Below are 13,156 nucleotides of genomic sequence, written 5' to 3'. Positions count from 1 at the left end.
GGGAGCGGCCCGAGCTGCTCGACGCGCTGAAGTCCCTGCGCGACCCCTCGGCGCTGCCGCCCGTCAACCCCACCCACGCCGCCACGCTGCGCGAGTTTCGCGGGGGCCGCCCCGGCCGCCGCGGAGTACCCCTTCGAGGTGGGCGAGAAGCAACAGGGGGAGCTGGTCTCGGGCGTGGTGATCCCCGAGGGGTCCTCCCAGGCCGCGCTGATGGCCCGCACCAAGGAAGGGTACGTGTTCTTCGGCGTGGCCACGCTGGACAGGGCCGGGAGACTGCAGATCCAGTTCGACCGGGCCTACAAGGGGAAAATGGCCTACGTGGTGCGGGCGGTAGCGCTCGACGAGCGGGGGGTGGCGGGCGTCCCGGCTAGCGTCAGCGAACAGGCCCCCAACCTGGTGACCAACCTGCTGCGGGGCGCCGCCTCGGGCCTGGTCTCCTACATCGAGTTCTATTCCAAGAGCTCCTCCACCACCATCCTGCCCGGTGGGGGGGTGGCCTCCTCGAGCGCGCCCCCGCCGCTGGGGCTGACCATCCTCTCCGGGTCGGCCAAGCAGATCGCCGCCCCGCCCGACTCCACCAGCGTGGTGCGGGTGTGGACCTTGGAGCCGGGAACCCGCATGCAGATCCTGGTGGTGCCAGGGGATGTGGGCGGTCGCTGAGCCGCCGCGCGAGTCGCTGGCCTGCGACAAGGCCCTGAGCCTACGCCAGTTCCGGCGGCGCTGGCCGGGGGTGGACCCCGCGGGGCTGGAGGGGGTGGTGCTGGTGGAGCACACCATCAACGAGGCCACCTGGCGCCGCAAGTTCCGCGTGGCCTTCGTGGCGCTGGAGGAGGCGGCTGCCCTCCCCGACTTCGCGCTGCGCCACCTGGCGGGGGTGGCCGAGATGCGCTACGCGCTCAAGGCCCGCTGCGAGGACTGGTACTCCGACGCCGCGAGGGTTCACCTCGACGCCACGCCCGACGCGGTGTGGTACACGCAGGAAGGGCCCTGCGCCGTCGAGTACGACCTGGGGTACAGCCGCGCCGACCTCCGCCGCAAGCACGCCGGCTTCAGCCGGATGTACGCCCGGCAGTTCTGGGGGGTGGCGATCCCCTCGCGGCTGAGTCATCTCAAGCGGGTGCTGCCCCAGGAGCCGCGGGTGCGGGTGCTGCTGGCGCCGTGGTACAGCTGAGCGGCCCCGGCCGCTGACGTGAGCGGATAGACGGTATATAATCCTTCTACAGGAGGGCCTGAGTCATTCAGGCTCTCCGGGGAGCTTGAAAAACAGACACAGGTTCTCCTTTCTGCCCTACTGGGCTTTGAAAGGAGGAAGATGTATGAAATTGATCCTTTTCGTCGCTGCCGCTGCCGCGACCGCGCTCGCCTTCATGGGCGGCATAGTTCCGGGGGTCCTGGTGACCGCCGGGATCGCCTACCTTGTCTGGCGGGCTAACACCAGGTAATAGATAGCCACAGCCGCTCCCCTCCCCCCTCGAGTGTCCGGGACTCGAGGGGGCTCTTTTTTTGCCCCAACCGGGGCTGCACCGGGCGGGCCAAGGCGGCTCGAGGCGCCGCCTGGCCCTAAGCGCTAGCGCTACCCACCAGGCCCGCGTCGCCACAAACGTCAACCCCACGCGCCAACCCCAACCCTTCCACCGCCTTGAGGGCGGCCTCGAGGTGGCGCTCCTCGGGGTGTGCGACGGTGTAGCGCTGGCCCCAGTAGCCGATGGCCACCAGCTTCCCCGCCAGGGGGCGGTCCTTGTTGCGGGCCATCCAGCCGAACACCGGCAGCAGCGGCAGAACTATCAGGGGCTGGAGCCACACCGGCAGCAAGAGCACCAGGGGGAACGCCATCAACCACAGCGCCGCCAGGTTGGTGCCGCAGAAGGGGTGGAGGATGGGCTGCCGCCGCAGCCCCTCGAGGCTCATGGCCTGGCCCGCTTCCAGCGCGTACACGGCCATGTGCTCGGCCCCGTGGTAGCGCCGGCTGTGCCAAAGCGCCTGCCGGAAGGGGGCGTAGAGGCGGTAGAGCGAGCCGATCACCAGCGCCAGCAGCGCCAAGGAGAGGAGGCTGAGCTGCCAGGCGGGCAAGAGCGCCTGCGCCCGCAGCAACAGCCCCAGCGGGGCGCCCGCCAGCGCCCCCGCCAGGATCACCCTGACCTCCCCCTGCCCCTGCTGGGTCCGCCACCAAGCCCGCAGGCTCTCCAGGAGCAGCAGCCCCAGCGTGCCCGCCGGCCCGGCCCGGCGCGCCCAGTGGGGGTTGAGGTCGCGGGTGTACAGCTGCAGCCGCCCCTGGGCGTCGTGGTAGCCCAGGGCCACCCGTTCCTCGCTCATCAACAACACCCCCTGCGGCAGGGCCATGCCCCCGATGAGCCGCGCCGTGAGCGCCTTCGCTTCCACGCCCTGATTGTAGCGGGGACGGCGGGGCGGCGCGGGGCAAGATGAGAGCCGTGTGCGCCGCTGGGGGCTCACCGGCTTACGAGCGCAGCGCGAGGAGGGCCGAGACCAGCGCCACCTTCAAACCAGCCACTCCGCATGGGCGAGCGGCGCTACGACGCGCAGGCGGCGCTGGTGGTGTGCATCCGCTACGGGTCGGTGGAGTACCACAAGCCCACCGACCTGATGAAGCAGGCCAAGCAGCTCGGGGTGGGCGTGATCGAGGCCGAGCTCAGGGAACCTGACGCTCGAACAGCAGGGTGAACGATCCCGCGGTCATGGGGATGATGCCCTTGATGCTGAAGCCGTTCTCCTCCAGCCACCGCAGGCTGTTGCGGATCTCGGGGGCAAGGTTCTTGGCCTCGGAGAGCCTGTTGAGGCCGTGCGGCGGCAGGTAGAGGTTGTTCATGACCAATCCGTAGAACTCGGTTTTCGGCATACGCCCCAGAGAATATCCACTGTTTCCCCGGAGGTAAAGCTTGGATAAACCTGTCAAGCCTACGTCAGGCGCTACGCCCTGTTCGCGGATGGCGGGGTGGTCATGAAGAATCCCTTCCCCTGCGGAACCACCGGGTTTTTCTGCTGGGTGAGCTCCGAGGGGGTGATGGGGTACTTCTGGTCGTGGAAGACCCGGTAACCCCTGCCAGGAGGGGCCGTCCCCAGGGTCCCGCCGCCCGCTCCCACAGCGCCTGCGCTCGCCGGGCCCAAGCGCCGTAGGTCCCGGGAAGCGCCTCCGGCGAGGCGTAGCGGTAGTGGAGGTCTGCACTGCCCCACAGGCCTACCGGGCCCTGTGCTTGAAGGCTTGGTTGGTCCGGGGGTGCCCCTGCAGGGTAGGGAAAAGCCCGGCCGTGCCAGCTGCTAGGCGACGCACCTGATCAACCACAAGCCCTCTGCTAGCGGTGAGCCTCTTGCCTACCCCGGCGCAAGATTACGACGACCGGGGGTGCTAAAGGTGCCCCCTTGGATGAGATTTGACGACTACACACTCCCTGGGTGTGAACCGGGAGGAGCATGGGCGCATCTTACTACACGTAACCACCTAGTGACACCAGGCAGTTAGCCCCGGGTGATGTATTCTAGAAGAGTACCAGTTCAGCCAGCTCGGCCACCGGCTCTTTCTGGCGCCTTCCACCCCCGTACGGCTCACCTTTACTGCGGCTAGTCGGTTGTCCGGTACACGTCTTACGACTTGAGTGCGGAGGTAGGAGGTTTGGGCATGCTGTGGAGCCGTTGTTGCACTGAAGGCGGAGCTCTGGGGTACTGGTATGTGGCTTGAGCGAGTTCTAACCCGGCTGCGGCCGCAGCCGGGCACCACATTGATCAGGGCGGATTGGACGTGGGGTATCCCGCACATCTTTTACGGCCTCCGCGCTTGCCGCGAGCGGCTGGTGTGGATCGACTTAGACCGGTCCGCTGCAGGAAACCCGGTAGCGGTTGGCGACACCTTGGTCAGGGCACTGGAGACGTTGCCCGGCCTGAGCCCCCTAGGCCGTTATGGCGGGCCTTGGCAGTACGCCCTCGACCACGCCGAAGCTTACCTGGACCTTCTGAGACCGTATACCATCGCCGTCAGCGGAGCAGAGCATGCCCCCGATCTTGCAGAGGCCTTACACCATCTGGTTCGCCGCAGCAGGGCGCAACTCGTACTCCAGGTCGACGGTACAGGTCTTCTACAAGAGCTCGGGGACTCCGTAACTCTGGGCCCGGAGGACATAAGCCTGACGCTCGATGAAGCCTACTTGATGGCGGGTGTCCTTGATCAGGCCAAGGTCCAGAGTCTCTGGCGGGACAGTCGGGGGGCTTACGAGCTCTTCCGCCAAGCCTTGGCCCGGCGGTACGGGCTCCCGCAGCCCTGGGTTCCAACCCCCTCGGGGTGGGCTACTCCAGGAGGGGTTGTAGACGACCCCAGTCATAGCCAGGTCTTCGAACTGCTCCTCGAGCAGCACTGCTATGAACAGGCGCTTGAACTTGCCGCGCTCCATCTGCCGGAGCGGGTACCGGAGGTCATCACGCCCGCCGCCCACCGCATGCACGCTCAGGGTCTGCACCACAAGCTCCTGGCACTCCTGGAGCGGTTGCCGAAAGCGATCCGGGAACAAGAAGAATGCCTGTTCTGGCGGCTGGCGGCTAGCGTGCGGGTGGGCAGGCACCGCCTGGTTCGTGAGGAGGTGGAAGTATACCTCAACGAGCGTGCCGCCCCTGAACTGCGGGCCCTGTACGCAGGCACCCTGGCTCCCATTGACCGCTTTGTGCCGCTGGTCCAGGAAGCGGTCGAGGCGCGGCGCACCCCGTTCACTCTCTACCAGCTTGGCAAGGCCCTGGAGGTACAGGACCCCGAGGCTGCGGAGGAAGTGTTACGGAAAGCCTTGGCCCTCGCCGAGGAGGAGGGTGAGCCCTACGAGGTGGTGCGCAACGCCGAGGGGCTCGGGGTGGCTCTGCTCGGGCTAGGCAAGTATGTGGAAGGGGCGCGCATTCTAGACTGGGCGCTGCATGAGGCCGATAAGATCCCGCTGGGCGATGTATACCGGCGGCTCGCCCTGCTAAACAACTGGGGTTATGCCCGTGTGCTGGTCGGGGAACTCAAGGGCCTGGAGCGTCTCTGCGAGGCCGAACACAGCCTGGCGAGCGCCGGGGGAATCCCTGACCTGAGCCGCCTGATGCGCTCTACGCTCGCCGCTCTTTGCCTTGCGAGGGGCGAGGGTGACCGTGCCCTCGAGTACGCCGCGGCCAATTGGGAGGCCGCCTCCAGGCCGCGGCGGGGGCCGGAGGGCAACAATCTGGTACGGGCACTCCTCGAGGTTGGCCAGTTCGAACGCGCTAAAGAGGTTGGCGAAGCAGCGTACTCCCTAGCACGCGGGACCCACCCTGTATATGAGCGGCGGGGGCTGCTGGCCTATGGGATGGCTCTCGCTCTAAAGGATCCCCGGCGTGCGCTGCCGCTCCTGGAGCAGTCGGTGAACGCCATGGGTTCGCCGTTGCTCGCCTACCGGCAGGCCCAGGCGATGCTCTACTTGGCGAACGCCCACCTCCACCTCGGGGATGAGGAACAGGCCAGGGCGACGTTGGAGCGGGCAGCACCTCGTTTGGCCGAGCTTAGCGACAGCGGCCTTCGGGCCCTCGCAGGCCCGCCGGAGGCCTTCGACCGGCTACGCTCGCTGATCCGGGGAGGCGAACGGGTGGAACTGCGCCTACTGGGCAAGGCGGAGGTCTGGATGGGCTCCAGGCGGATCCCCTTACCCCTGCGTCGGTTAGAGATCTTGGCGCTGCTTGCCATGTACCCGCAGGGGCTTACGGCCGAACGCCTGATACTGCTCCTGCAGGGTGACGAGGGCAACCTTTCGACCCTTAAGGCCCACGTCTCCTGCCTGAGGGAGTCTGTACCCGTGGGGACGCGGCCCTACCGGATCACGGTCCCGTTCGAGTCGGACTGGGGCAAGGTCTCACAGCTGATCCGGCAGGGGAACCTCCGTGAGGCGCTGGCCCTGTACGGCGGCTCGCTACTCCCCTCCTCCGAGGCCCCCGGGATCGTCAGTGCCCGTGCCGAGCTCGAGGAGATGCTCCGGCGTGCAGTGTTAGCCGCGCGGGACCCTGAGCTGCTAATGCTGCTGGCTGAGCGGGTAGAGGACGACCTTGAGCTATGGGAGGCCCTGCTGGAGGTGTTGCTTCCCCAAGATCCTGCACGGCCGCGTGCAGAGGCTTGCGCGGCGCAGATTCGGCGTTCCTACGGGTTATAGGGCGCTGATGCGGTCGGGCTGCTGCCGCCATTCGGGCTGACCCCTCCGCCATCCCCCGGGTCCGACGGGTCGGCCGACGCCAGGCCAGCCCATACGAGCGCCAGGACAGCCAGCCGCAGCAGGCATATTTGCAGGTACGACCGTGGTCTACACATACCGATCACCTCGTGTCTCCACGATGCCGCTTTCGGGTTGCCTACAGGCTGTTAAGGCAGCACGGCCGTACGCAACTTGGAGACAACCTGAAGGCAACCTTAACGAAGCTAAAAAGAGGCCGACCCCACGAGGGGTCGCCGGCGACCGGCGGTCTCACGCGTCGCGGCCCGATGCAACTCGAAAGGAGTGTGGGTTATGCGCAGGATCTTGGCTTTACAAAAGCTGTCGTCGCAAGTCGCCCGCCCTGCCCCGCAGGGCTGGAGCGCCATCAGTACGAACTGCTCCTCCAACAGCAACGGGTGCTAGCAGGCCGGCCTCAGGGTGCGCCGATCACTGCTTTCCCTAGCCAGCCGTACTGGAGAACCTCATTGTACCGTCACGCGGGGAGGTGAACCCAGGAATGTCTAGGATACTGGCGTTGCAGAAGCTCGTTCCCCAAGGTACCAGCCGCCCAGCGCCCCAGCACCTGAGCACCCTGAGCGTCATCTGCTCCTCCCAGAACGCAGGATGCCCCTAACAGGGGAACCCTTGCGAACTACCAGCACACGGCGGAATTAGGAACTAGACGACCCAGGGCCAACGCCTAAAGAGACCGCCACCGCCGTGTCTGTTGATCCGGTAGGTCCATATGACCCCAGACGCGAACAGCCCCACCCCTTCAGGTGGGCCGACGACGACCCGCGAGGCGCGGCGGGAGGTACGCCGCCGCAACGTGTTCACTCATCTAATCGTCGACCCGGAGTTCTACGAGTCGCTCGACGTCTACCGGCCGGGCCACGAGTACACCAGCTTGGCCACCTCCCTGCTGCCCGTCGATTGGAGAGTCTCCCAGGCTAACATCTGGTTCCACTGCTTTCCCCCATTTGTGGATATCCCCCTCCAAGGCTGGAAGATCCATGTGTCTGCCACGGTGCCCAACGCCTCCGAGGTTCTGGCTGCAGTGGTGCCGATCTGCGTGGCAGCCAGAACCCCTTTTAAGTTCATCGTCGACCGGCAGATGCTCTTCCTGACTAACTCCAAGTCGTGGGACCGGGGAGCGGCAGGTAAGTTCTTCACGATTTATCCCTCGAGTGAGCCCGACTTCACCGAGCTGATCGAGCGGCTATACCATGCCCTGGCGTCTTTCGAGGGGCCGTATATCCTCTCGGACCAGCGCTACAAGGACTCTAAGGTGGTCTACTACCGCTACGGGGGGATCGTCACTCTCCCCCGGCTCCAGCCGTCCGGCCTAGTGCAGCCTATGATCGTGTCACCGGACTTCCGCATGGTGCCCGACGATCGTACCCCCTTCTTCAACCCGCCTTCGTGGGCGTCAGATCCGTTCGCATCTCAGGTGGTGAACGCGGAGCTGGAGTCACCGTCGCTCAAGGACGGACGCTACGAAGTCAACGAAGTTCTGGCCTTCTCTAATTCCGGCGGGGTGTACCTGGCCCGTGACTTCGAGTCCGGGGACACGGTGGTGATCAAGGAGGCGAGGCCCCACACTTGCACCGACCTCCGGGGCAATGACGCGGTGAAGAACCTCTCCAAGGAGTTCCGTCTGCTCAGCAAGCTGGCCGCCGCTGGGGTGGCCCCCCAGGTAATCGACCTATTTCAAGACTGGGAGCACCTCTTCCTCGTCGAGGAATTCGTTGACGGGCTGCCGCTCCATGCCCACCCGGCAACCCTGAGCCCTCTGCTGGAGTACCGGCCAAGCCGCACCCAACTGCAGAACTGGTACGACCAGGTTCTCGGCATTGGACGCGCCATGGCCCAGGCCGTAGCCACCCTGCATGCCCATGGCGTCGCCTTCGGTGACTTGTCCCCCAACAATGTCCTGGTCCTGGCGGACGGGTCGGTGCGCCTGATCGACTTCGAGGGTGCCTACGAAGCCGGGGTCGACCGCCCGCTGCACGTTGTCACCGCAGGGTTTTGCCACCCAAGTCGGCTCCGGCAGGAGGAGGTGCGGTTCGTCGACGACCACTTCGCGCTGGGCGCGCTCCTGCTCTACCTCCTGTTCCCGATGAACAACCTTCTCAGCGTGGCTCCACGGGCGCATGAGGTCTTCTTAACAGCGCTCCAAGAGGACGTGGGGATCCCTGATGCAGCGACGGAGTTGATCTTGGCACTGATGGATCCCACCGAGGAGACTCGCCCGGACCCGCTCGCCGTGGCGGCAGCGCTCGAGCGACCCGAAACGCGTCGGCTTCAGCCCGTCCGGTCTCGGGCGGTTCGTACTCCGCCAGCACACGCCGGGAACTGGCTCGAAGCCCTCCTTAACGGTATCTGCTCCTATCTGCTGACCACCTCGACCCCCTCCCGCAGGGACCGCTTGTTCCCCAGCGACCCCGACCGCTCTAACCCCCTCTCCCTCGACCACGGGGCAGTGGGGGTGGCATACGCCCTTAAAACGGTGGGGGTACCAGTCCCGGAGGCGGTGCTGCGGTGGGTCGGATCACACGAGGTAACCCAGGACCGTTACGCGCCTGGGCTCTACTCCGGGATGGCCGGCATCGCCTGGGCCCTGGCCGAGCTCGGCCAGCCGGACCGGGCGCTGGAGATCTGGCGCCAAGCCTTCGGCCATCCCCTGCTGTTCAGGGTGTGGGACCTCTACTGGGGTGCAGCGGGCTGCGGGCTGGCGGGCTTGGCCTTGTGGCGCCTGACGGGCGAGTTGGAATGTCTCGAGGCGGCTGCTCGCATCGGCGAGATCCTTTTGCGCAGCCGCACCGAAGATGAGCGTGGCTGCCGCTGGCCGCGGGAGGACGGGAGTATCCCTATCGGTTATGCCCACGGGTCATCGGGGGTCGCCACCTTCCTCCTCTACCTGCACCTGGCTACGCGGGATAGGCGCTTCCTGGAGGTGGGGCAACGGGCCCTCGAGTTCGACCTGAGCTACTCGGTGCCCACCCGGGACGGTTACCGCTCATACCCTGAGGACACGGCCACCCTCCACATCGGCATGCCCTACTGGCGCTACGGCAGCGCCGGGGTCGGCACCGCTGCGTTGCGCTACAGCATCGTCACCGGCGACCCCGTGTTGCGGGCTCGGCTCGAAGAGCTAATCCCCGACACCTGCCGCAAGTACGCCATCTACCCGGGGTTGTTCACTGGGCTGTCGGGGCTGGGCCATTTCCTCCTCGACTGCCACCAGTTCTTAAAGGAACCCCGCTTTCTCATCGAGGCGCTTAATGTGGCTCGCGGGGTCCGCCTGTTCGCCGTCGAGAGGCCCGGCGGCGTGGTGTTTCCCGGGAACGATCTGCAGCGGCTGAGCGCAGACTACGGAACCGGCTCAGCAGGCATCGCACTGTTCCTGCACCGCCTGCTCCGTGGAGGGGCTAACCCTAACTTCTTACTTGATCCGCTCCTGCATGAGTGCCCAGGTGGCGCTCTGGCTGACTCGTCAGGGCACGTAGGGCGCCTGGCAGATCAGGCGGGATCCTTGCTTTCCTCACAGGAGGCGAAGACATGAGCGCAGTCCCTTCGAGGCTCGTGTGGTTGGTCCTGCCCAGGCATACGTCCTTGGCCCTGGCCGCGGCCTGGGCTTTCGCGTATGCCGCCGTGATCGCCACGGTTAACCCGATCCTGCTGCTCTACCTGGTTGATAGGGGAGTGGTGGCGGGTGATATACCGACCTTTGTTCTGCTCGGGGCGGGGTCGCTGGTAATTTCGGTCCTCCTACGTTTCAGTGACATCGGCCTGCTGCTCTATGCCCGGCGGCTGAAGGATGCCCGGGTCACGCGCCTGGTACTCGGCAACCTTGTCTGCCAGGAGTCCGCAGACCTGACGACGGGGCTACCTCCCGAAGGACCGGGATTCGCGTATGGTGCAGCACGGCAGGCCGCCGATACCGCCGTGGACAGGGTGCTGGGGGTGGCGCGGGACTTGGCGCTGCTGCTGGGGGGAGTGACCGTCGCTCTGTGGCTGTCGTGGCAACTTACCCTCGCTCTGGCTATAATGACAGCCACGCTCTACGCCATGGCTGCTTGGTTCGGACGGCTAGCCGTCGAGGGCCCTGCCGTATCGCTCGAGGAGGACCTCCGCCAGGCCCTGACTCGTGCGTATGCGGGGGGGGAAAACTCACGGGCCGCGCTTGAGCGCCTCCTCCAGATCGCTCACGCTGGGATATACGCTCAGTTCCGGCGCGCTCGGGCTTTTTCGACGTTGCAGGAATCGGTTCCGGGTTGGGTGGAGTCCGTGGTGTTTCTGGGGAGCGCGCTGGGGGTGCTGGTGGGGATCTTGACCTTCGGTGGCCTATTCGCGTACATGAACAGCTTCTGGAACGGGGTGAATGGCCTTCGCAGGCTAGTGATGATCCTGCGAAGGCCAACACGCTCTACGCGCCTCCGCCTGGGAGCTTGACTACCACCCCGCGCCCGTCCTGTATCCTGGGGGAGGAGGCTGCCCCTTGATCGGAAAGCTGCTCTTTGCGGTGGGTACACACCGACGAGCCTTTGTCCTAGCCTCATCCTGGGCCTTCGCCAACGCCGCTATCACGGCCGCGATCAACCCGCTGGTGGTCAAGCTGCTCTTCGATCAAGGGATCGCCGCCGGGGACGTACGACTCTTCCTAGGCGTGGGCGCGGGTGCACTGACCCTGGTCACACTGTTGCGGTTGTCTGACCTGGGGTCGCAGCTGTACGCCCGCAGGCTCAAAAACCGCATGTCCGCAGACCTAGCCCGCCGTTTACTAGGGGCCTACTACCGGCTACCCTACGAGCAGGTTCTCCGCGATGGCGAGGCCTATTATCTCTCGCGCACCTACGATGAGGCCAAGAACACCGCCGAGCCCACGGTGGATGTCACCTTGGGCATCGCCCGCGATGTGGCGCTGCTGCTGGGCGGCACGTCCGTGGTGGTGCTGCTGTCCTGGCAACTCACCGCCGTGCTGGGGCTTGTCACCCTAGTCCTCTACGTGCTCTCCGGCCGCTTCGCCCGCCGGATCCAGTCGCAATCTAAGGATGAACAGGAGGAGGAGGCTCGGCTACGAGGCGTGGTCGCGTCGGCAGTGCGGGCTTACCGCACCGCCCGGATCTTCGACCTGGTAGGTGCTAGCCTTCGGGCCTTCGACGCGCAGTTCGAGCGGTTTCAGGCCCGGCTCTACCAGCGGGTGCGCAACGCCGAGCTCTATGGCACCCTCAGCGGGATGTTCCTCGGCTGGGTCGAACTGCTGGTGATCCTGGGTGGCGGGTACGCAGTGCTAACCGGCAACCTGACCATCGGGGGATTGATGGGTTTCATGAACGCCTACTGGTTTGCTGTCAACGGGCTGCGTCGTCTCCTTGACGCCGTGCCTAGGCTCTCTCAGCTAGCTGCGTCTGCCAATCGTGGGGCGAAGATGCTGGCACAGGCAGAGGAGGTTGTCGCTCGAGGGGAGGCCGCGGAGGGGTCACTCGCGCTGCAGGGAGTGAGCTTTGCCTACGACGGGAGGGAGGTCCTAAACAGCCTTGACCTGCGGGTAGTGCCGGGAGAGCGGGTACTCATCGAAGGCCCGAACGGGTCCGGCAAGAGCACCCTAGCCCTGATCATCGCGGGACTGCTGGGCCCTAGCACCGGCTCGGTGGCGCGCCCACAGTCAGTGAGTGCGCTGATCGAGCCGGTCTTCTTCCCACCGCTGCCCCTGCGGGAGTTGTTACCGCCGGGGCAGGCAGAGGAGGGCGTTTCGCTCGCGGCGCGGCTAGGGCTACTTGAACACCTCGACCGGACCTTCGATAGCCTCTCCCTAGGTCAGAAAAAAAAGTTCGGGGTGTTGGTGGCTCTGTTGAAGGACTCAGACTGTTATATCTTGGACGAGCCCCTTGCAAACCTCGACCCAGACAGTTGTCAGACACTCCTAGAGCTGGTCCTCGAGCGTACCCGGGGCAAGGTGCTTGTCATGATCCATCACGGGGCTGACCAGATCCGCGGCTGCTTCGACCGGGTGGTCCACCTGACGCCACCTGCGCTGCATCCAGCCACAGCTGAGGAGCCGCAGGGCTAAGGCGCACCCGCGCGGGTGCGCTTGAGCCGGGCGAGGGCTAGCGCGGCAGGCTCAGCACGCAAAGCACCTGAGCCGGTTTCTCGCGCATGGTGTTAAGGTACCAGGTGCTCACGACGAACTCGCCCTCCGAGCCGTCGCGCGGGGCGTACACGTCACCGCCGCCCCACAGGCCCATCAAGAGGGCTGCTTCGGGCAGGGACGTTACCTCGGGCCGGGGCAGGTACGTCGCGTACCCGGCCTCCAGAATGCTCTGCTTGATGGCCTGCTGGTAGGGGTCTCCCCGCACCAGCGCCTTGGCTGAAGCATCGGAAGAGGCGAACTCCCTCGAGGTGCACTGGCCCCAGTTGAGCTCAGGCACCACCGAGTAGCCTAGCTGGCTGGCGACAACCTCGAGGGACTGCTCGAGCCAGGGCCCCCAGTTTTCGTCGCCGGCGACCACCGAGTCGAAAATGAATGGGCCGACCACGCCCTCGGCGGTCGGCATTTGATAGGGCTCAGATGGAGAGCTGCGGTTTCGGCTTGGCTCAAACAGGACACTGGCCAGAAAAGCCACCCCCAGTGCACCAAAAACGATGGCGAACTGCATGAGTTCGCGGTTTGATCTTTCCATTTTCCAAAACTAGCACACCGACCCCTGCCGACCCGCACCATATGCCTATGCCCAGGGTCACCAGCACGGCCACCCGCGTGAAGGTCCGCCTCGCCTACGGCAGCAGCCTCGACGTGTGCGAGCTGGTCGAGCAGTACTCCGACCAGGGTACCGTCAGCGATGTGCCCGTCTTCAGCCTGGCGCTGCCCCGACAGCAGCATCACCCCCCCGGCAGGGCCACGCCCCCGACCCTCGGGCGCTCGCGGGCGGGGGCGTGGCCCTGCCGGGGGGGTGATGCTGCTGTCG

13 protein-coding genes are annotated in these 13,156 nt (G+C 65.9%); 10 read left to right on the top strand and 3 right to left on the bottom strand.

Features of this window, described 5'->3' with window-relative positions; translation table 11 throughout:
• The first annotated feature begins 138 nt into the window (after window positions 1–138).
• The 3 genes from Mterra_RS13165 to Mterra_RS23450 all read left to right on the top strand — a co-directional run bounded on the left by Mterra_RS13165 (window position 139) and on the right by Mterra_RS23450 (window position 1,442).
• Entirely contained in the window at window positions 139–660 is a 522-nt protein-coding gene (locus Mterra_RS13165; protein WP_027894337.1) for a TraB/TrbI/VirB10 family type IV secretion system protein, read from the top strand.
• Window positions 644–1,171 carry a hypothetical protein gene (locus Mterra_RS13160; RefSeq protein WP_036219978.1) on the top strand — a complete coding sequence of 176 codons (528 nt, stop codon included), beginning with the start codon at window positions 644–646 and terminating at the stop codon, window positions 1,169–1,171. The genes Mterra_RS13165 and Mterra_RS13160 overlap by 17 nt, the downstream gene beginning before the upstream one ends.
• A 145-nt stretch (window positions 1,172–1,316) precedes the next feature.
• On the top strand, window positions 1,317–1,442 hold the full coding sequence (locus tag Mterra_RS23450) for a hypothetical protein (protein WP_275052634.1): 126 nt from the start codon (window positions 1,317–1,319) through the stop codon (window positions 1,440–1,442).
• 118 nt (window positions 1,443–1,560) lie between these two features.
• On the opposite strand, the gene Mterra_RS13155 is transcribed toward Mterra_RS23450, so the two are convergent.
• Window positions 1,561–2,379 (bottom strand): DUF1385 domain-containing protein, encoded by an 819-nt coding sequence (locus tag Mterra_RS13155; protein ID WP_051304421.1) that lies wholly within the window; start codon window positions 2,377–2,379, stop codon window positions 1,561–1,563.
• Window positions 2,380–2,514: 135 nt separating this feature from the next.
• Here Mterra_RS13155 and Mterra_RS22385 point away from each other — a divergent pair, with 135 nt between their 5' ends.
• Complete coding sequence (locus Mterra_RS22385; protein ID WP_157202964.1) at window positions 2,515–2,679, top strand: hypothetical protein; 165 nt, start codon at window positions 2,515–2,517, stop codon at window positions 2,677–2,679.
• Here Mterra_RS22385 and Mterra_RS13150 read toward each other — a convergent pair.
• Entirely contained in the window at window positions 2,648–2,854 is a 207-nt protein-coding gene (locus Mterra_RS13150) for a hypothetical protein (protein WP_027894336.1), read from the bottom strand. The two genes, Mterra_RS22385 and Mterra_RS13150, sit on opposite strands and share 32 nt — an antisense overlap.
• 949 nt (window positions 2,855–3,803) lie before the next feature.
• On the opposite strand from Mterra_RS13150, the gene Mterra_RS13145 reads away from it, so the two are divergent.
• From Mterra_RS13145 to Mterra_RS13130, 5 genes are all read left to right on the top strand, one after another.
• Window positions 3,804–6,149, top strand: coding sequence for a hypothetical protein (locus Mterra_RS13145; RefSeq protein WP_147372774.1), 2,346 nt, complete (start codon window positions 3,804–3,806; stop codon window positions 6,147–6,149).
• Between the two features lie 351 nt (window positions 6,150–6,500).
• Entirely contained in the window at window positions 6,501–6,611 is a 111-nt protein-coding gene (locus Mterra_RS23675) for a class III lanthipeptide (RefSeq protein WP_218022933.1), read from the top strand.
• A 406-nt stretch (window positions 6,612–7,017) separates the two neighbouring features.
• Complete coding sequence (gene lanKC, locus Mterra_RS13140) at window positions 7,018–9,753, top strand: class III lanthionine synthetase LanKC (protein ID WP_027894335.1); 2,736 nt, start codon at window positions 7,018–7,020, stop codon at window positions 9,751–9,753.
• Window positions 9,750–10,643 (top strand): ABC transporter ATP-binding protein, encoded by an 894-nt coding sequence (locus Mterra_RS13135; protein ID WP_147372772.1) that lies wholly within the window; start codon window positions 9,750–9,752, stop codon window positions 10,641–10,643. The genes lanKC and Mterra_RS13135 overlap by 4 nt, the downstream gene beginning before the upstream one ends.
• A gap of 46 nt (window positions 10,644–10,689) precedes the next feature.
• On the top strand, window positions 10,690–12,261 hold the full coding sequence (locus Mterra_RS13130) for an ATP-binding cassette domain-containing protein (RefSeq protein ID WP_027894333.1): 1,572 nt from the start codon (window positions 10,690–10,692) through the stop codon (window positions 12,259–12,261).
• 37 nt (window positions 12,262–12,298) lie between these two features.
• Here the strand turns inward: Mterra_RS13130 and Mterra_RS13125 are convergent, their stop codons facing one another.
• Window positions 12,299–12,727 carry a hypothetical protein gene (locus tag Mterra_RS13125; RefSeq protein ID WP_147372770.1) on the bottom strand — a complete coding sequence of 143 codons (429 nt, stop codon included), beginning with the start codon at window positions 12,725–12,727 and terminating at the stop codon, window positions 12,299–12,301.
• Window positions 12,728–12,918: 191 nt separating this feature from the next.
• On the opposite strand from Mterra_RS13125, the gene Mterra_RS13120 reads away from it, so the two are divergent.
• Window positions 12,919–13,156, top strand: a 238-nt coding sequence (locus Mterra_RS13120; protein WP_147372769.1) for a hypothetical protein, incomplete at its 3' end; no start/stop codon positions are given.

It is taken from the genome of Calidithermus terrae (genome assembly GCF_003574345.1).
Classification (GTDB): Bacteria; Deinococcota; Deinococci; order Deinococcales; family Thermaceae; genus Calidithermus; species Calidithermus chliarophilus.
Note: the sequence above shows the minus strand (reverse complement) of the source record. Positions and strands in the feature narration are given on the sequence as shown.